This window comes from bacterium (assembly GCA_029210545.1).
Lineage (GTDB): Bacteria > BMS3Abin14 > BMS3Abin14 > BMS3Abin14 > BMS3Abin14 > JARGFV01.
Map to the genome: position 1 here is coordinate 1 of JARGFV010000003.1, position 19,960 is coordinate 19,960.

The 19,960-nt window shown below is 59.3% G+C and carries 12 protein-coding genes; 5 read left to right on the forward strand and 7 right to left on the reverse strand.

Features of this window, described 5'->3' with window-relative positions; genetic code table 11:
- From P1S46_00580 to P1S46_00600, 5 genes are all read right to left on the reverse strand, one after another.
- The coding region (locus tag P1S46_00580; protein MDF1534982.1) for a CxxxxCH/CxxCH domain-containing protein at window positions 1-7,558 on the reverse strand (7,558 nt) is incomplete at its 3' end.
- A gap of 227 nt (window positions 7,559-7,785) precedes the next feature.
- A complete protein-coding gene (locus P1S46_00585; protein ID MDF1534983.1) occupies window positions 7,786-10,383 on the reverse strand; it encodes a hypothetical protein in 2,598 nt (865 codons plus the stop codon).
- 267 nt (window positions 10,384-10,650) lie between these two features.
- Window positions 10,651-11,226 (reverse strand): hypothetical protein, encoded by a 576-nt coding sequence (locus tag P1S46_00590; protein ID MDF1534984.1) that lies wholly within the window; start codon window positions 11,224-11,226, stop codon window positions 10,651-10,653.
- Window positions 11,227-11,252: 26 nt separating this feature from the next.
- Window positions 11,253-11,894 (reverse strand): zf-HC2 domain-containing protein, encoded by a 642-nt coding sequence (locus P1S46_00595; GenBank protein MDF1534985.1) that lies wholly within the window; start codon window positions 11,892-11,894, stop codon window positions 11,253-11,255.
- A gap of 298 nt (window positions 11,895-12,192) precedes the next feature.
- The gene (locus P1S46_00600; protein MDF1534986.1) at window positions 12,193-13,026 is read right to left on the reverse strand and encodes an MBL fold metallo-hydrolase; all 834 of its coding nucleotides are present in this window, start codon (window positions 13,024-13,026) and stop codon (window positions 12,193-12,195) included.
- Window positions 13,027-13,179: 153 nt separating this feature from the next.
- Here P1S46_00600 and P1S46_00605 point away from each other — a divergent pair, with 153 nt between their 5' ends.
- The 4 genes from P1S46_00605 to P1S46_00620 all read left to right on the forward strand — a co-directional run bounded on the left by P1S46_00605 (window position 13,180) and on the right by P1S46_00620 (window position 16,122).
- Window positions 13,180-13,572: a CoA-binding protein gene (locus P1S46_00605; GenBank protein MDF1534987.1), complete on the forward strand. Its 393-nt coding sequence runs from the start codon at window positions 13,180-13,182 to the stop codon at window positions 13,570-13,572.
- Window positions 13,573-13,780: 208 nt separating this feature from the next.
- Entirely contained in the window at window positions 13,781-14,707 is a 927-nt protein-coding gene (gene trxB, locus P1S46_00610; GenBank protein ID MDF1534988.1) for a thioredoxin-disulfide reductase, read from the forward strand.
- Between the two features lie 336 nt (window positions 14,708-15,043).
- Window positions 15,044-15,253 (forward strand): zinc ribbon domain-containing protein, encoded by a 210-nt coding sequence (locus P1S46_00615; protein MDF1534989.1) that lies wholly within the window; start codon window positions 15,044-15,046, stop codon window positions 15,251-15,253.
- A 317-nt stretch (window positions 15,254-15,570) separates the two neighbouring features.
- The gene (locus P1S46_00620) at window positions 15,571-16,122 is read left to right on the forward strand and encodes a nitroreductase family protein (GenBank protein ID MDF1534990.1); all 552 of its coding nucleotides are present in this window, start codon (window positions 15,571-15,573) and stop codon (window positions 16,120-16,122) included.
- A 120-nt stretch (window positions 16,123-16,242) separates the two neighbouring features.
- Here the strand turns inward: P1S46_00620 and P1S46_00625 are convergent, their stop codons facing one another.
- Entirely contained in the window at window positions 16,243-17,106 is an 864-nt protein-coding gene (locus P1S46_00625) for a hypothetical protein (protein MDF1534991.1), read from the reverse strand.
- Between the two features lie 383 nt (window positions 17,107-17,489).
- On the opposite strand from P1S46_00625, the gene P1S46_00630 reads away from it, so the two are divergent.
- Window positions 17,490-19,094 (forward strand): AAA family ATPase, encoded by a 1,605-nt coding sequence (locus P1S46_00630; GenBank protein MDF1534992.1) that lies wholly within the window; start codon window positions 17,490-17,492, stop codon window positions 19,092-19,094.
- Window positions 19,095-19,287: 193 nt separating this feature from the next.
- On the opposite strand, the gene P1S46_00635 is transcribed toward P1S46_00630, so the two are convergent.
- The gene (locus P1S46_00635) at window positions 19,288-19,851 is read right to left on the reverse strand and encodes an AAA family ATPase (GenBank protein MDF1534993.1); all 564 of its coding nucleotides are present in this window, start codon (window positions 19,849-19,851) and stop codon (window positions 19,288-19,290) included.
- Window positions 19,852-19,960 lie beyond the last annotated feature (109 nt).

Here is a 19,960-nt window from a genome sequence, read left to right on the forward strand (position 1 = left end):
CGCCGCCCCAGCCGATGGGCAGGGTGTAGGCGGAATCGTCGTACACGTGACAGATGGAACAGTTGCCGTGGTTCGTCGTGTCGGACATCTCGGGCAGGTCGTGGTTCACGATCCCCGAAACCCAGCCGTTTACAAAGTCGCCGTGGCAGTTGGCGCACTCGCTGCCGTCACCGGCCGTGACCGTGGTCGTCCACTTCCTCGACCAGCTGCCCGTCTCGCCAGGACCGTCGTGGCAGCCACCCACACCGACCTCGTTCACGCCGCCCGTGTTCGAACACGATCCAGGACTGGCGTCGCTGTAGTCATCGAACAGGCCGCGGGTCTCGGTCTGGGCCGCGCCGTCGGCCTCCCAGCTCCCGTCCACGTGGCTGGCCGGATCAGAGGACATGGGCACCATGGCCGTGTGGCACACGCCGCAGCCGGCCGACGGTGACAGAGCCTCGGCGTGGGTCGCCTGGCTCAGACGGGGCGTCACCGCGTGAAGACCCGACGTGTACATGTGACCGACACCCAGGCCCTTCGAACCCACGTGACAGTCCACGCAGTTCAGGTCGGCCGTCCATTCGTTCGTATCGGCGGCGAAGTGGCAGTCGTTAGCGCAGCTGCCGTCCCCGGCCCAGGTGGTGATCTTTGCCCCCAGGGCCGGAGAGGTCACCACGCTGTCTAACGTACTGTGGGTGTTGGGTGCGTTGTTGTCGTTGTGGCAGTCGGTGCAGAACCCGCTTCCCGTGTCCACGTAGGCCGTGTTGGAAACGTGGGCGGCATGTTCGCCCTGGGCGGGCGGCCAGCCGCGTTCCAGCCTGAGCCCCGCGGCGTCGTGGCAGTCGGTGCAGGCCAGATCGGCGGTATCGGCCCAGTCGCCGGAGACGGCCGCGTTGACGGCGTGGCAGTTGTTTGTGCAGCTGCCGGTGGTCCCGTTGAACGCCGACACGTTGGCGCTGCCGCTGATGTTCACCGTCCCGTCGAGGTGGGTGGTCGCGGTCTGGGCCGTGTGGCACTCGGAACAACTGCCGGATACGAAATACGAACTTCCCACGTGGACCGTGTGGCGGGCGCCCTCGTTGCCGGTCTCGGCCGCGGTGTTGGGGTTATTGTGGCAGGTCGTGCAGTCATCCAGGGTGCTGCCCCACATGTACGATCCGCCGGCACTGTATGGGGAAGTGGTTCCATCACCGAGGTTGTGGCACTCGTTGATACCGCAGGAGCCGAATGTGACGTCGTAGGTGCCGTCATAGGCGAAGGTGACGGACCCGCTGACGGCAAAGGTGCCGTTGATGTGTCCGGGGGAAGGCTCTGTCGTGTTCCACACCGGCGGGCCCTGGTGGCAGTCCGCGCAGTTGATGATCCGCCCAAAGGAGCCGGCGGCGCTGGTGTGGGACAGGTGGGTGATCCCTGTAGCCGTTCCGGTGGCCGTCACGTCCTCGTGACAGACCGAGCACTGATCTGTCACCGCGGCATCCCATTGCGGTGACATCTTGTTGTCGTGGCAGGCGGCCGAGTCGCAGGTGCCCCAGGTCATGTCCTTATAGGCCAGGGAACCCGCCTGGCTGTAGGTCACCGACCCGCCGCCGTAGCTGTTTTCAAAGCTCGGCGAGTTGGCCCAGAACAGGTTCACCTCGCCGTTGCCGTGGCCGTAAGAGGTGCCGTTATCAGGGTGACACTGGGTACACTCGTAACCCCGGTCAATAATGTGGGTGCCGTGGCGGTTCGTGTAGCTCGCAGGCGGGTGGCACAGGGAGCAGGAGGGTGCCGGCGGGTTGTTCCAGTCGTTAATCCCGGTGGGAGTGTCCACCTGGTTGTGACAAGAGAGGTTGCACCCCTGGGTCGTGTAGTTGTAGGCGGCGCTGGCCGAATCTACGGTAGTAGAAAAAGCAGCCGTATCGTGCCTCAGGAAGGTCCCTGGAGCTTGGATGTCCACCCTCTGATCGGTTCCCGCGTTGGCCGAATGCCCGACTTCTCCCGGGAAGGGGTGGCAGTAGGCGCAGATGACAATCTGCTCGCTGGGTACGAAATCGGCCGGAGTTGATCCGTAACCCAGGTACTGTCCGATGGTCAGGATGTGGTTGTCGTGGGCCCCGATGTCATCGTCAGCGTAATCGACCCTGTATGTGTTGTTGGTACCGTTGTTGTCAGGCCACAAACGGTCGGCGGACTCGTCACCGTGACAGTAGGCGCAGTTCACTCCAGGCCCGAGGAGGGGGCTCTCGGCGAAGGCCGAGGAGACCCCCATGACGCGGGTGTTGTCGTGGCAGGCCGCGTTGCACGCCCCGACGGCCGGGCTGTACCCGATGCTGGGGTGGGAGTTGTACTGTATGTCCCCTGACTCGTGGTGGGTATTCCAGTCGTAGGCGGGGTCGCCGTAGACGTGGCAGAACAGGCACTCCGAATGGGTGGAGTCGTCGACGGCGGTCCTGGCGTGGCTCACCGTCATCCCGGCGCTCCATGCGCCCCGCTGACCGTGGCAGGCATCGCACCGTGGGTCTCCGATGGTGGTGACGAGACTCTCGGCGTTGTCGGTCCACTGCCTCTGCCAGTCGCCGCCGTCGCTGTGACAGGCGGCCAGGGCATTGGAGGGCGAACATGTGGGAACGGTGCCGGCCATGAAATCCAGGTCCGCCGCGAAGTTGATCGTGTCGGCCTTCTGGTCCACAGTGCCGTTGTAATGGAGGTCCGAAGGTGACGCGCCGTGGCAGGTCTCGCAGCCCGTGACCCCGGCGGTGCCTGCCCAGAGGCCTTCGTCGTGGGATTGAACCACGGCCGAGTAAGCTGACGCTATCACATGCAGGGCGCTCACCGGATCCCCTAAGGAACCGCCTCCTGCCGCATGGCAGTCGACGCAGTTTGCGGTACCGTTCCAGGGCGGAGATTGCTTGCCGTTGTGGCACCCGGTCACCCAGGAGGGCGCACAGGTCAGGGTGGAACCGGCGCCCGTCGGGTTGACGCTGGCGTAAAGGTCCACCCTGCTGTTGACGTGGAGAAGGGTGTTGCCGTTTGCGTGGGCCGCCGTGGCCGCGCCGGGCCCGTGGCAGAGGTCACAGGAAGCCCCCGGGCCGTTGGGAACCGTGGCCAGGTGCGCCGGGTGGGCGAGGGTATCGGGAGTAGCGCTGGCATCGGTCCCGTGGCACGTCCCGCAGGCGCCCGTTGAAGGGCTGCCCCAGGTGGCCGTCGTGTTATTGCCGCCGGCCGGGTTGACGGAGGAACCGATAAAATTCCCGTGGCAGTACAGGTTGGAACACTGGCCGGGTCCCAGGTTCCCGTAGGTCGCGGCCAAGGCGTTGAAGCCGTCGAAATCGACATCCGTGGCCAGGTCGGCGTGGTAGGTCGGGTCGTCCATGGAGGCCAGGCCGTCCAGGATCTGGTCCACGGCGCTGTGACAGCGTATACACTCGATGTCATAGTACTTCCCTGAGGCCGTCCCCACGTGCACCGGGTGGCTCCCCTGGGCGATCAGACCCTGGGCAGGGTCGTCCACCAGGTGGCAGGTTCCGCAGTCGGCCGTAGCCGGATCACCCCAGTCGGGGGTCGTGTCCACACCCCTGGCGGCCGGATCGAGCCCCGAGCCGTGGCACAGGACATCCGAACAGCTGCCCGGGATGTCGCCGATGGCGCTCGAACCGCCGTTGGCCAGGGCGTCGTAGGCGGCCAGCGCCCCCCATGTGTCCGCGACGGCCACGTCGGAGCGCCAGTTCACGTGGCCGGCGTCCCCGGGTCCCGTTCCGTAACCCTGGACCTCGAGGTGGCAATCCATGCATCCGATGCGGAAACCGTAGTTCCTGACACTGGCCTGGTCGACGTGGGTCTCGTGGCTCCCGGTCTTGTTGGTGCTCCCCACCCTGTGGCAGGTGCCGCACGCGCCGCTGCCGACGCTGCCCCAGTTGGCGTTGTCCGTCCGGACGTTGAAGCCTGACGAAACGTAAAACTCCCCGTGGCAGTACAGGTTGCCGCACGTTCCGGCGTTGGGAGCCCCCGGCGTGTAGGTCCAGGGAACAGCGCCGTCCTTGTCGCTCAGGGAAAGATCGATGTCGATGTTCGACGAGATCTCGGAGGGCGTCAGGGCCTGGTATTGGAGGTCGGTCTGGACAACGAGTTCGTTGTGGTCGTTGTTGATATGGCAAAAGTCGCAGGAGTTGCTCCCGTACTTGTCGATGTGCACGAGGTGCTGGCCGGTAACAAGCGTCGGCGGGTAAGTGTGACACTGATCGCAGGTGGCCACAAATCCCCGTTGGTGGATGTGGCACTCCCGGCAGTCGGTAGCGCGCCGTTCACCGTGCTGGGTGCTGTCCTCGCCGCCGAAGTTGTATTTCGTGGGAGCGCCGTCGGTGCCCGGGTCGTAGTGGCAGGTGGCGCAGACATCAGTGGTCCCGGCTGAGTTGGCCGGGTTGGCCGGGTCCTCGCTGGGATCGTTGACCTGGGAGATATCGTCGAAGGAGTTAATGCCCGTCACGTCGAGAAAAACAACGCTGTGGGGCTGGTCCGGGCTCGTGGCGGTGTTGGACACGTTGCCGAGCACCATGAAGATGTTGGCCGGGTCGCTGTGGGGGTCGTGGCAGTCGCCGCAGTTCAGGGTGAAAGCCCCTTCCCTGTAATAGCCGTCCGGTTCCACCCAGGTGTTGTTGTGGGTGATGACGCCCACCCCCGGCGACCCGTCGTGGCACGCGGAGCACCACGTGTTCACGTCCGAGGTGCTGGTTGAACCGATGGCCACTCCGTCGATGGAATCGAGGGGTCTTGGAAGGTTCCCGATGGAGCCGGTGACTCCGTCCACGTGGTTTTTTTGCCAGTCGTGACAGTCCACGCAGACGAGTCCCGGAGCGTTCCCGCTCCAGGGGAGGCCCAGGATGTTGCCGTGCCCCCTGTCCACGAAACCGGTGGCCGTGTCTGGGGCCGGGATCGTTTCGATAATGGCCACACCGTCGGCGTCGTTCTCATGGCACGACTCGCAGGTCACCCCGGAGGTGTAGTCGCCGTACCTGGGATCGAGCCAGGAAGCCTTGGCAGTAGCCGCGTCCGTGGCGCCGCCGTGGCAGGCGTCGCACTTTGTCGTGGTGCTCTTGAGCGCGGAATCGTTGAAGTCCACCTTGCCGTCGGCATGCTCCGGATCGGTGTCCGAAGTGTGACAATCGTTGCAGGGGATCCCGGGACCGTTGGGATACGCCGTCGTGTTCAGGTGCACGGCGTGGGACCCGGTGGTCAGGGCAGTGCCTATGGCATGGCAGTCGCCGCAGGCCACCGTCCCGCCCCAGACGGCCGTGACATAGGTAATGGAGCCGGAGTAGGCCTCCCGCGAGCCATAGCCGAGGGAGTGACAGGCGACCTGGCATGTCTTGGACGATTCGCTGTAGGCACCGGAAGCGGTGGTCCCGTCAAAAAAGACATCAATATCGCCGTCCACGTGGAGAACCCGGTTGCCAATTGTATAGCCGTCACTGGCATCGGTATCCTGGATCGTGTCGTAGTGGCACACCGAGCAGGTGTAGCGTCCGTGTTTGGTCGTATCGAGGTGGCTGTTGGCCTTGGTCTGGGAAGCCAGGGTCCCGCTGCCGGCCGTGTAGGTGTTATCCCCGGCCCCGCCGCTGCCTGTGGGATAATCCGGAGCCCCGAAATAGCTGGTGCCGAGGGCGTCCGACCGGAATGAACCGTGGCACCCCTCGCAGTCGAGACCCGCGGCCAGGCTATCGGTCCAGGCCTGGGCCGCGACGACATCCGTATTGAAGCGGTCCGTCCCCTGGCCGTCAGAGTGGCAGTAAAGGTTCAGACATACGTTGGGCGTTGATGCTGTTATCGAATAGGAGGGGCTCCTCTTGCTGGGCAGGTCCTCGGGCAGGGCGTTGGGGTTGACGGCGAGGTCAAAGATAACGTTGCGGAAGGTCCCGGAGGCGCTTTCTCCCTCGTTGTGGTACCCGGAAGAGGTCACCCGGACGTGGCACGTTTTGCAGACTTTGCCATAACCGTTCGGGATGGGAGCGGAGTGGACAGCGTGGGGCGTCTTGTCCTCCTCCTTGAAGTGGCCGCTGGCAACGTAAGTCCTGGTTTCGGCAAAGGCGTACCCGTCCGGGCCTCCTCCGTAGTTCGCGAGAGGGGGGTACCCGTGACAGGTATCGCAGACGTCGCTGGCCTGGAACGACCCGCCGGCGTCGTCGTGGATATGGCAGTCTTCACAGCCGGAAAGGATTCCCGTTCCTCCAGTGTGTTTCGGCCCGCCCAGAGCGGTATTCATGAGGTTCGAGATGTTGCCCGGGCCGCCGATGACACTGTGGCAATCCTCATTATCGCAGATGGCGTTGCTGTACACACCGTCGAGAGCATAGGTGCTGGAATCGTAATAGGCTCCGGCAGTCTCGAAATAGAGGCTTGTGGCAGGTGCTGAAACCGGGGGAACCCTGCGAACCATGGCGATGTTGGATCCCACACCATAACCGTGGGGATCGTGGCAGTCGAGGCATCCGACGTTGACCTGGTCTGTTGAGTGGGCTCCCTTTCCGGCGTGGCAGTTGGAACTGACGCAATTGGACAGGACCGACTTGGGCGGATCGGAGATCTGCGAGAGGTTGGTGTCCTCGACAAAGTTGAGCCTGTTGCCTGAACTGGACCCGTTGGGATTGAAGTGCGGTTTGGCAGGGTCGTGGCAATCGGTGCAGGTCACGGTGGTCTGGACCTTGCCGTGGCCGGCAAGATAGTAGTCGCTGGACGCCCTGTCGGAGGGCGGGTCGTCGAAGCTGTGGCAGATCCCGCAGTCTTCCGGGGTGACCGGGTCACCGGCGAGGTTCCTGTCGATGGTGATAAGTGCGGTGCTTTCGGTCGAGTTGTGGGGGGAGTGGCAGCCCGTCAGGTTCCCCTCGTCCAGACACCCCGCGGGTTGAGATGCAAAGGAGCTGCTGTATTCGAGGGATACCAGGGGCCCGGTTACCGCGTGAGCCACCTTCCCCGAAGCGTAACCGGTCTGCCCCGCGTCATGGCATATCTGTGTACACAGGGTATTGCCCCCCGTATTGGAGGGGTCGAGCATGGTCGCCCCCACGGACGGGTAGGTTGCCGAAACATCCAGAGCCCCCGTTCCCCCCGTCCACGAAACGGAGTTCGTATCCACGCCGTGGATGTTCGGGTCGAGAGGGCTTGCGCCTCCGGTTACGTAGGCCGTCGTCGACGTCGCGTGGCAGTCGACGCACTTGAGATCCGCTTCAGCGCTGCCGGTACTGGAGGTCAGGTAGTTGACCGGGTGCTTGGAAAAAGAGAGATCCGAAAAGTGGCTCTTTATGCCGACCATGTTGGTCCGGACCGTGTCGGCATCGTGGCAGTAGACACATGGGACCGGCTGTCCCGGGCTCCAGGTATTGTCTGGGTTAGACAGGATCTCGACGACCCTGAGGTCTTTTTTCAGCAGCCTCGTGTAGAGAACGACGGAATCCCGGCCGCCGCCCACGGAATGGCAGTCGCTGCACTGGGACTCCTGCAGCTTGTGGGCGGCTTCCAGCGGAACCCCGAACACCAGCAGGATAACCGCCGCGAAGGTCACCACCAACGCGGTTCCGGCCGGGAAACGCCCTTTATTTGGCCACATCCAACCCATCAAGGCTCCCTGAGTGACCCCCTCCCCTGCCTGAGGCACGGGAGCTTCGGGGTCACAAGCATGATCCGCCGCTACCCTATCCTTTACCGTTCCAGAATGGCCACGGGCAGATCATGCCGAAATCTCCTGTTAACACCTACATGTCCCGACAAGGAAGGTTACGGAGATGATTTACTTCCTTGCTGGCCTGCGGTCACACGGCATTTCAAGACGAAAAATCAATGACACCCCATGCACAGTTCGTCGTCCTGCTCCCTGAGCCGAAGCATGTTGTTGTCCGGGATGGAGGTCAGGGTGGAGGCCTGGCCGCACCCCTGGCCCGAGACGTAAAGGTCCGTCCCGTGGGGGCTGTGGCAGGTCACGCACGTCACGAGCTGGTATTTTTCGGAAGGTGTCCCTCCGTCGTAATTGTCGAAATTCTCGCCCACCTGGCGGATCAGCGGATCGCCCAGGGGCATGAAAGGATCGTCATCGGACCCGTCGCTTGTACAGGCAACAGCGCCCCAGTAACCCCAGTGGTCGACATACCGGTCAATGTGCAGGTCTACGGGGATGGAACGCCACTGGGGATCGTAGGCCGGCGTCGTCGTTGAAGAAGGGGATTCCAGGTTAATCGCGGCCGCCGGATAATCCATGAGGACAGCCGCCGGATTCGAAATGGGGAAATGGTCGCTCGGATGTTTGATGGTGTCGGTGAGGAACCCGTAGTCTCCACCCCCGAGAACCTTGGGATGGCAGTCCGTCTGAGTGCACAGGTTGGTCAGGGGCCCCTCGGCCGAGCTTCGTCCAGGGAGGCTGTTGTTTAACGCTGCATCAGAGACCCTGTACGGGTTCCCGGACTCCACGGGGAAATGCCCCTGGCTCTCATCGTGGCACGCGACGCAGGCGAGGGGCACCGACGTGCCTGGAGCGCTGTCGGTAAACCAGGCCGGGTCGTTGATAGTCGAATCGCCATGCCCGCCCCTGCTGAACCCGCTTATGGGACCGACATAATTGGCGGCGGCATTGCTGGCCTGGAAGAAAGACCCTCCCGGCAGCTGGAAGGAGGCCGGCGAGATATTGTGGCAGTCGAAGCAGATGCTGTTGTAGGTCGGGGAACCTGCCAGGCCGTTCCAGGGAACCGATTCACCGCCCTCGAGTCCATGGCACCGGACGTTGACGCACGCGAAATCGTTGAGGGTGGTGTAGGTGACCTCCGTGTCACCGGAGATCCCGGGCCCTCCCCAGGTGGATCCGAACCACGACGGCCGTGCACCCCAGCTTGCCTCGTAACCGGAGGACCCGAGGAGGGTGATCTTGTCGGCGTCGATGGGAATTGCCGCGAAGGAATGGCCGGGCTGCTGCCCCAGTTCAGCGCCAACTCCGTGGCACACGTCGCATGTCAAACCGTTTGACACGTGTTTTGTGTGCGCACCCGGCAGCGTGCTTCCGTACTTGTGGCACCCGGCGCAGTTGGCGCTCATGGCGTTGTTGTGCTGATGACAGTTCTGGCATGGCGGGTCATCGCCTGCCCCGGGGACCCCCGGGTCGAGGAGGTGGGCATCCACCGGGGGAAGCGGGAATGAGCGAGACATTTTCTGTTCCTTCCAGTCGACCCTGTCTTTCGGATAACGGATTCGGATCCCGTATATGGTCGTCTTTCTGGTCCAGTCGACGATGAGGGGGGACACCCCTGTGGAGTAACTCAGGTTTTCATCCCAGTCGCTGGTTCCATGGCAGTAAATGCACATGAGCCGGCCGTTCCCCTGTCCGTTTCGCGTTTCGGGGCTGGCCTGAAGCTTCTTGCTGCTCCAGAAGCTCTCCGACGAACGATCGACAACCAGGCCGGCGCCACCGCTTCCCTCACCGACGAAAATATCCCTGCGGAAAAACACCTCGTCGTCACTGGTTGTTATCTCACCCTTATGAGGATCGTGGCACAGTTCACAAGGGAGTTTGTCGGCAATACTGATTCTATAAAGAAGTTTGCCGGAGGGGGCACGGACCTCGTAATTGTCATCCGTCGCCCCGTCATTCATCCACGTTTTGACATAGTGGCCTCCAGGCACGTTATCCGGGTTCTCGTAGCTGTCCCTGACAGAAGGAAGGCTGGGAGCATTGTTGGTGGTTCCCGGCTTTCGCCCACTCGGAAGCTCATAATACCCCAGGTTGCTGCCGTCCGAATTGGGATCGGTATCCTGATCATAGGCAAACGCGATATCCTGGGGCGGGTTGGTAAAGTCATTGTCCGTCGGCCCACCAACCCTGGCGTCTCCCCCGTGGCAGTCATAACAGAAAATGGTCTTGCCAACGAGATAGTTTGGTCCGCCTGATGGGTACGAATCGGTCGCCAGGTCCCGCTTCTGGTAATATCCGGCCAGGTCACCGGTCAGGTCACGCTTCCAGAGCAGATGATCGGCAAAATAATTGCCCGACGAACTGCCCGCCATTGAAACCGTGTTTTCATCGGGAAGGTGCAAGTCATGGCAGGGCCAGCAGACCCCCCCGAAGCCGATGGTGCGGGAGGAAAAATCGTGGAGCGACCCTTCGGCAACGCTCTGATCCCGGGCGGTGGATGCCCACGGCGGTGGCGTGCCGTCGTGGCAATCAAGACACAGGTCGCTAAGTACGGCAGCGTCCGGGGAAAGGTCTCTTTTGTACTGGGCTAACTCCGGCGAGTAATGGGCAATGTGGCACTCGTCGCACACACCCTTGATACCGGATGCTGTATAAGCAGGATCCGAAGAGCGATCGTGGGGCCCTCCCGCCAGAGGAAGAGCATGAAGTGAGGGAGCGTTAAGTAAAATGAAGAAAAAGACAATGGCTATAAAGCACATTGAATCGGCATGCCGTGCTATCGCTCCCCGGCGTGGACGCACAGCACTCAGGCGCACCCTGGCAAAGCCGGCTGTTTTCCCTGAAAAGGTTTTAAGCACGGTAAAGCATACCTTTCCCATCATCCGGTCAGGCAGATGGCTCCCTTCAACGACCCGGCAATTCGGGCCGACGGCCCTGCACAAAAACAACTTTATAGACGACTTCGGGCAATCCGCAAATTTTTAGCACGACCCGCTGTCCATGGCAACGGACAAAGCACCGCGTAATTACCTGATCACGTTCTCGAGCGCCGGGTATCTGGCCAGATCCCCCTCCAGCAATGCCCCCTCCAGGTCGTTTGTCATGATGCCCCTGAGGAGGTAATCAGCGATCACCGAATACGCCATCTGCCTGTCAAGAAACACAACCCCTCGATCTGCAAGACCAAGGACGATCACCCTCGCCTCCTGGAGCGCCTTGGTCCGTTGCTGCAAAACCGTGTTGAGACGTTCGGCAGAGACTTTCTTGGCAACCCCTTCCCGGATCTTGTTGCTCAGGTCCTTAAGGGCGATATCGGCACGGGCAAGTTCGGACGCGAATTCCAGGTATTCCCGTGGACAGCCCACCGGGTACCCCGCTTCCACCAGGATCCGGACCGCGTCCCTGATCGGGGCGATCTGTTCTTCCGGGATATCCAGTGAACCGTAATAACTCTCACATTCCAGCGCGACCTCAGGACCGTAGGCCTGCCGGAGGATGGAATCGACCTCCTTCCAGCTGCAGGAACCGTCGACCGGTACCGTGAGCAAGGCTAGGGCGAGGGAGGTGACAAACAAGCCCTTTGTCAGCGTTGAAAAGGCCAAGACACGCCTCCAGGTTGGAATCAGGTTCAGGAGCAGTCGTCCTGGCATTTTTCGCTGACGACCAGCACGGAGTTGTAGCCGCCGAAACCGTCAGGGACCAGGGTCGCTGATTTGGGGTTGGCGACCCACCGTTCTCCGTCGACGAGAAGGTTGTAATGATAGACACCGGGATCGAGAGCCAGGGAAAATTCCCAGATCCCCCTGTCGCTCGCCTGGGCCAGGGTAACTTCCCTCTGCCCCCATTCGTTGAAGTCACCGATGAGGGCCACCGAATCGGCCTCGGGAGAGAAGAAAATGATCCTCACCTGCTGGGAAATGACGGCATCGGACTGCGGTCCCGGGAACATGTCCCTGGCGATAAAACCAATCCCGATGGCAAGAACCAGGGAAACGGCCGCGACAATGGGATGCAGGAACCGCCAGGAGAACGCCCCGCTGGCCTGCCTGGCGGGCAGGTTGGCCATGACCCTCTGGGCAAAGTACGGGGGGGGCTCGACCTGCCACTCGGAAGCCCGGTCCAGAAGGCCGTCGAGAGCCTGGAACTGGGCGACACTCTCCTGGCACGCCCCACAGTTTTCAAGGTGGGCCTCGAACCTTGCTCTCTCCTTCTCCGCGAGATCACCGGAAAGATATGGATCGATCATTCGTTCGAATTTTATGCAGCTCATGGTTCAGGAACCCCTCCCACCGCAAACAGAAAATATGGACTACTTAAATCCTGCTATTTCATACGGATAACGTAAATTTAAGTTACAAACCGGGATGCCAGCCTGAACTTAAATTTACGTATGATTTTAGGCTCATCCGGTTAATGCGTACCTGCGCGGCGTTACGGCCAAACCCGGAAGGGCGTTCACCACCCGTTCGTCACACCAGGCATGTGACTCACTGGAGGCACCCCTCGACAAGCTCGGGACAGGCGTAGAGAGGCGGAGGAAACCTGATTTTATAGCCGTGAAGCTGAATTCAAACCTCAAGAACTGAGCCAACCCCTGCGAAAAAGAAGCTGTCGCCGAGGGCCTCCCTGAGCCGGGCGGATCCGGCAAGACCGGTGCAGTGGCTGGCCCCTACTTTTTCCACACCCATGCCGGTCATGGCCTCGACGGTTCCCTGCATCTGTTCCTCACCTGAAAAACCCAGGTGTGTGCCTCCGACGACGGCCTTGACAACCATACCGGGACGCGTCTTTTGCACGTGGCGCAGGATGTTCACCAATCCGGCGTGGGCACACCCAAGGAGCACGAGAAGCCCGCTTTCCCCTTCAACCACCAGGGACAGGTCATCAACGTGAGGATCCGGGCCGCCCCCATTTTCCTCACAGAGAAACAATGTCGTGTCTCCTTTTTCGAACACGGTCTCCCTTGCAACCTCACCCGTGGTCGAGATCCCCTCTGCCACAACCTGAGATGTTTCAGAAAGGACAAAATCCGCCCCGAGGCCTTCCAGGTAGGCCCGGGTAAAAGGCATCCCGATGGGCTCCCTCGAACCGTCAACTGCCTCCCAGTAACGCGACACGAATATCCCGGGATGGGCAAAGATCCGCTTTCGCCCTCCGCCTTTCAAAAGTTCCGCCAGCCCACCCGTGTGGTCGTAATGGCCATGGCTGAGAACCACGGTGTCTACAGTACCGAGGTCGACACCAAGGATCCGCGCGTTATGGACAAGGGCGTAGCCCTGGCCGGTGTCGAAGAGGACCTTGCTGTCCCCCCTCTCGACCAGGGCCGCGAAACCGTGTTCCCCAATGAGTCCCATGGGCTTGACCACGGAGTTTTCAGATAGAACGGTAACCCTTGTTTTCACGGAGTCCCCCTTGACTTTCTAATTATACATGTTATTAGTATATAATAATTTATTGGAAATAGTTTATTTATTTAAAACCTTGATGGACTTGTAAAAAAGAACAACGGGGTTTTTAACGAGGCTGTCAACCTGAATATGGAGTATACATTATATATGGATATCGAGACCATCCTGAAACAGTCCAAGACGGTAGCCGTGGTAGGGCTTTCCTCCAATCCTGACAGGGCCAGCCACCGTGTTGCGGCATACCTCCAACAGGCCGGGTACAGGATCGTGCCGGTCCGGCCCGGGGAGGATGAGATCCTTGGTGAAAAAGTATATACATCCCTCAAAGAGATCCCTTTCCCGGTTGATATCGTTGACGTTTTCCGCAAACCGGACGCTGTCGGCCCCGTTGTCGATGAAGCGATCGAAATCGGGGCGAAGGTCCTGTGGCTGCAGGAGGGGGTCACCCACCCCGAGGCCGAAGACAGGGCCCGCTCTGCCGGTCTGACGGTCATATCTGATCTCTGTATCCTCTCAGAGCACCGAAAGGCAGCGTTATAATGGGCGGCCTGGAGATCCTCATCCTTGTGGTATTTATCGTTTGGATCCTGTCCTCGGGTGGAGGAACGTGAGGGGGCTGTTGATCTTCAGGTGGAGATCACATTGAAAAACCGCTGGATACGGGGACACGGGGAAGGGGAGACACGGGGATAAAGTTTTTCTCTCCGCGTCAAAATGTTTTCGGCGATCAATTAACGGAAGGAAACGTATGAGCGAAAACATCAAGGACCTGGTCATCATCGGCGGCGGGCCCGCGGGTCTTACAGCCGGCATCTACGCCTCCCGGGCACGGATGGACGTTGTCCTTTTCGAAAAAGGCGCCTATGGAGGGCAGGTGGTGACCACCGCCCATATCGAGAACTACCCCGGGTTTCCCGGAGGGATAGGCGGGTTCGAACTGGCCGACCTCATGTACAAACAGGCCGAGAGTTTTGAACTGCCCATCGAGTACCGCTCAGTCGATGGCATCGCCAGGGAAGAAAACCTTTTCACCCTTGCCACAAGTCAGGGGGAAGTCAGAAGCCGGACCGTGCTCATCGCCACCGGCGCCACTCCCAACAAACTGGGCGTTCCCGGCGAGGAGAGGCTAACCGGCAGGGGGGTTTCCTACTGCGCGACGTGCGACGGGGCCCTTTACAGGGAACGGGTGGTCGCCGTGATCGGAGGAGGCGATTCCGCCGCGGAGGAGGCTCTTTTCCTGACCCGTTTCGCCAGCAGGGTTCACCTGGTCCATCGACGTGATGAACTAAGAGCAGTACCCCTGATCCGTGAACGGGTAGCCGCCAATGAGAAGATCACCGTTGAATGGAACACGGTGATGACCGAGGTCATCGGTGACGATGAAGTCGTGGAACTGGTCCTGAAGGATGTGAAAACGGGCGAGACCCGATCGCTCCCGGCCGACGGCGTCTTCATCTACGTGGGGATCACGCCCCAGACCGGGTTTGTCGGCGACCTTGCGGAACGGGATGAGGGTGGCTACATCATCACCGACCAGAAAATGCAAAGCTCGGTCGAGGGCCTTTACGCTGCCGGAGACGTGAGGTCGGAAAGCATCCGACAGGTCTCATCGGCTGTCGGTGACGGCGCCACGGCCTCTTTCTACGCCTATAAATACCTGGAGGAAATAGAATAGAGCGTGGGGGCGTGTTAGCAGGGGAGCCTGGGAGAAAGCGGTATCGAAGTAACGAGGTGGCCACTTTTCTGTCATTCCGGACATCGAACACACGCCGTGATAATCCGGAATCCAGTCTACACAATTGATAGAGTCGCAAAAAGTCCAATCCGGGACTTTTTGCTCAACGGAAAGGGAAAAGCATCGTTTTCCCTTTCCTTATAAATCAATGACTTATCCCGCAAATTAATGACTTGCGGGACGGGTCATTGATTTGGGCACCCCGCGCGGGGTGCGTTGATGGACTTTTTACGAGTCCATCAACAATTGGGAACGATATTTTGAAAGGGATTTGCAATGCCGATCTTCGAATTCAGATGTAAAAAATGCGGCCACCAGTTCGAGACCCTTGCCGGCAGGGACGAGGACGGTTCCGGCCTTGAATGTCCAGAGTGCGGGAAAACAGGAGCGCGGAAGCTTCTCTCCATGTTCTCCACGTCGGGTACGGAATCAAAGGCTTCCGGTGGAGGAGGGTGCGGCCACTCCCATAGCGGAGGGTTCGGCTGAGCATAATTTTTTCCGCGGTTCGCGGAAAAAATTATCTGAATTTTCAGTGCTGCCAATATCGATAGAGTCGCAAAAAGTCCAATCCGGGACTTTTCGCTCCACGGAAAGGGAAAAGCGTGGTTTTCCCTTTCCTTACAAATCAATGACTTACGGGGTGAGTCATTGATTTGGGCGCCCCGCGCGGGGCGCGTTGATGGACTCGCAACAAGGCCATCAATATTTCAAAAACCACGCGGTGTTCACGTCGGCCATTCTTCACATCATAAAACCGGCCTCAGCCCCCGAAACCAGGCACAAAAATAATGCGGGTGAAGATCATGGAAAAAGTGTTACCAAGCGCCGTGCTTGAAACGATCAAAAAAAGGTACAGCTGCCGCAGGTACCGGCCCGATCCCGTTGAAAAGGAGCTCATGGTGCTGCTGGAGGAGGCCATCAAGTGGGCACCGTCGGCGTGCAACCGTCAGCCATATACATTCCATTTTATCACTGGCAAAGGAACGATCTCCGGGATCGCCGAGGCGGTACCCCTGGGCCCGGCTTCGGTAAACGCATGGATAAAGACAGCCCCGGTCATCGTGGCAGCCGTGGGCAAGCCGGAGCTGGTCTGGCACAAGATGACGCAGGTCATCGATACCGATTACCATCGCACCGATGCCATCATCGCCATGGACCACCTGTCTCTGGTAGCCGCCGAACTCGGACTTGGAACATGCTGGGTCGGATGGTTTCACCGGAAAAAGGTCGGGAAGTTCCTGGGCATCCCCAGGAACGAGGAGGTCGTGATCCTCATGACCCTGGGGCACCCGGACAGGGATCCGCCGAAGGAAAGAAAACGCAAGGAGATCAGCGAATTGATCGCGAGGCGATGAATAAACAGCGTACGTGCGTGAAGCGTAATAGCGTGAACGCGAAAAAAGCCCGGGCACTGACGAAAAAATCACCCACTCACTTACGGACCTGCGCACTCACGGACGCACGGACAAACGAGCCTACCCTACCTGCAGGAATATCCTCTTGAGGGTATTGCCGTACCTCTCGTGAAACTGTTCTTTTTCCTTTGGGTTCATCTTCGCCAGACGATGCATGATGAACCGTTTGGCGGCTGCCCGGATGTCCGGATGAAGAGTCGGACTCAGGGTGACCTCGATGAGATCCCCCATGAGCAGCGCCGGAAGGAGAGCGTGAACAGCCCTTGGCGGCGAATAAGGGTTGAAGGCCAGGGCCTTTTTTACCGGGTACCTCGCCGACCACCTGGGGTGCACACTGATCTCTTCCAGAACCTCTGCCGCTGTGGGCCTTAACGAGGCCATCTTTATGACCATCTCCTCGATGGTCTTCGGATTGTTGAGAAGGTTGCGGATCACCGAAGGGTTCTGTTCCCTGACAAGGCTCTCCAGGGTATCCATGCTGGGCTTTCGAGCCATGGATTTTCTTACCCCAAGAGGGATGTAATCCTGCGCCGGATGGCGGCTCTCAAGCTCTTCGGTGTGATAGATCCGCTTGTGAGGTGTCACGTCGGTCATAAGGGCCACGACCTCGTCAAACTGGTACCGGCGGCTTTTCTGCAGCACATCGCTCATGAAATCATTTCCCGCGTGTGCGGCCAGGGCTCTGGCATCACCAACGTGCTGAAGGTACTCAGTGTAACCCGGTTTTCTGAGGCTCGCTCCCATGATCAGTTCGCGCAGGAGGAACGGGGCGACATCGGCCCCTACCCTGTGCATCTCCCGGCCCAGGAGGTGCAGGATCATGGAATGGTTATGGGCCCCGGCAGCCTCACGGACCATGTCGCCCGCTCTCTGTCCCACTTTGCGGACGAGAAGGACACGCATTATCCTCAAGAAGTTTTTCATCGATCGGTCTCTGACATTGGTGACCTTACAAAAAGTTCCCCCTTAACTTTCTGCGACCCTGTCAACGCTGAGACTAACAGGCTCCCCTTTTCATTGCAATGGAACACCAGAATTAAGAATTAAGGTTTGATGACTTCGCAAAAAGCCATCAACGCGCCCCGCGCGGGGCGCCCAAATCAATGACTCACCCCATAAGTCATTGATTTGTAAGGAAAGGGGAAACCACGCTTTTCCCTTTCCGTGGAGCGAAAAGTCCCGGATTGGACTTTTTGCGACTCTATCAAGGTTTGCACCATGAGGTTTCACAGAGTTAAACTTAACCAGGGATAGGGATGGAGTATAAACCCGGAACTCAAAACCCAAAACCCGGAGGGAGCGAGCCCATGAACCTTCCCACGGAAAAGGTCATCGAAGAGCTCTCAAGGCCTGAAGCCTACCCGTACCCGGTGGATAAGGTCGAGATCGTACAGACGCACATATCGATCGTATTCCTCGCCGGCGACAGGGTCTACAAGGTCAAAAAACCCGTGGATTTCGGGTTCCTGGACTTTACCACCCTGGAAAAGAGAAGAAAGTTTTGCCATGAAGAGCTCCGTCTTAACCGGAGACTCAGCCCCGGAATGTATCTCAAAGTGGTCGCAGTAACACAGGGCCCTGTTGGCCTTCGCTTCGGCGACATCGATCTGACCGATGAAATTGAATCGACGCCGGAAACCGCTCTTGATTACGCGGTTGTCATGGAGCGCCTGGACGAGGAGATGATGCTTTCCGAACTGCTGGCACGCGGTGAAGCCGACGCGGGTCTCATTGTGAGCATCGCCCGGCGGATCGCGGAGTTCCACCAGAAATCTGAAACTTCCCCTTATATTACCAGAATCGGTGGGACCCGGGCAGTCAAGTTCAACACTGAAGAGGATTTCCAGCAAATCGAATCTTACATAGGGCAAACCCTGGAAAGCTTCACCTATGAGCGTATTGCCGATTTCACACGAACCTTCATGGAGGTCAATACCAGCCTGTTTGCCAGCAGGGAAGAGGAAGGCTGGATCAGGGATGGCCACGGTGACCTTCACACCCAGCATATCTGCCTTGGAGAAATCATCCAGATATTCGACTGCATCGAGTTCAACGAGAGGTTACGGTTCGGTGATGTCCTTGCGGATGCGGCCTTCCTGGCAATGGATCTCGAAAGGCTCGGTTTCACAGAACTGGCGGAACGTTACTCAGAAGCGTACCTGGTGAACATGGGACAGGAGGATCAGACCCCCCTGTTTAACTTTTACTGCTGTTACAGGGCTGTTGTCCGGGGCAAGGTTGAGGGTTTCCGTTCCAGCGACTCCAACATCACCGAAGACGACGCTGCCTCAGCTCGTGAAAGCGCCCGAACCTTCCACCGGTTGGCCGAAAAGTACGCTCGGGCAGTTCTCCCCCCGACCATGATCCTTGGCTGCGGCCTCATGGGATCCGGAAAAACCACCCTTGCTGCAGGGCTGACGGAACTCCTCGACATCGAGATCCTCTCCTCCGACAGGATCAGGAAGGAATTGGCGGGGGTTGAACCCACCAACAGGCGCCGCGTGCCGTTCTGTGCGGATATCTATTCCAGGGAATATACCGACTTGACCTATTCCATGATGCACGAACGGGCCCTGGATTCCCTCAAGAGGGGGCAGAGCCTCTTTCTGGACGCCAGCTACATGGAACCGGGGATGAGGTTCAGGGCCGCCGAGACTGCCCGGAAAGCCGGAGCGCGTTTTCTTATATTCTATCTAAAGGCGGATGAGGACACCTTGCGGTCCCGGCTGCAGGCGAGGGAGGGACAGATCGGAACGATCTCGGACGGACGTGAGGAGATCCTGTCCGACCAGGCAGCCGCGTTTGTCGAACCTTATGAATTTCCAAAGGGAACGGTTTTATCCCTGGACGCCTCAACACCGACGGACGAATCGGTCCGAACGGCCTACTGCCGCCTGCTTCTTTCCAACTGAGCGAACTATTCGAGGAGAAACTCCCTGGCAGGCTTCCGACTTCGCTGAAGCTACGGAGGACAAGCAGGACAGGCGGAACAGGCTGAACCAGCGCCCTGAGAATACTATCATCTGTCAAAATCAGCCGTTTTCCACCTACGGTCTCTACCCCGGTCTCTGACACCAGGGGAAGTCTATTATTTTCTAGGAACCTTTATTTTCTTGGAACCCTGTCCTCAGTCTCACTTATCATGTAGGCTACCCGTTCCGGAACGGACATGTACGGGACGTGAAGGAGTTCGATCCCGAATTCATGGTAGACCGTTTCGAGAGCCTTGTGTATCACGCGGGAAGTTTTGGGGTCTTCTTTCCTGTAGTTCGGATCCGCTTCCATGATCTCATCCGGGATGGGATCGAGGATGAAGGCAAAGGGTGCATAGTTCGCCGATTTCACCAGCAGCCGGGTGTAATGGAGAAAATCATCTTCATCATGGCGGGTGTGGAAGACATCGACATAGGCTAGTTGGTCGATGTGACATCTGTCGAGGAAGACATAACCAGGTGTAAGGCCCCGTTCCCGCTGTTTCTGGACGGCATGGACCATGTGCTGGAAAGTCATGAATTCGGTCCACGGCAGGATCCCTCCCTCTACCTTCAACTGCGTGTCGATAAGATCCCGAGCCACCTCTCGAACAATAGTGTGCCGCTCGGCAAGCAAGTTAATGGTCGTTGTCTTCCCTGTGCCTGGCCCTCCTGTAATGGATATTTTGGTCGGCATTTTTACTCCTTGATATCCGAGCTTCTCAATACTTTTTTGTGCAAGTTGTTTACTACTAGAGCGCATCAGATGCAAGGAAGAATCCTGTCACGCAGCCCTCGCTCTATGG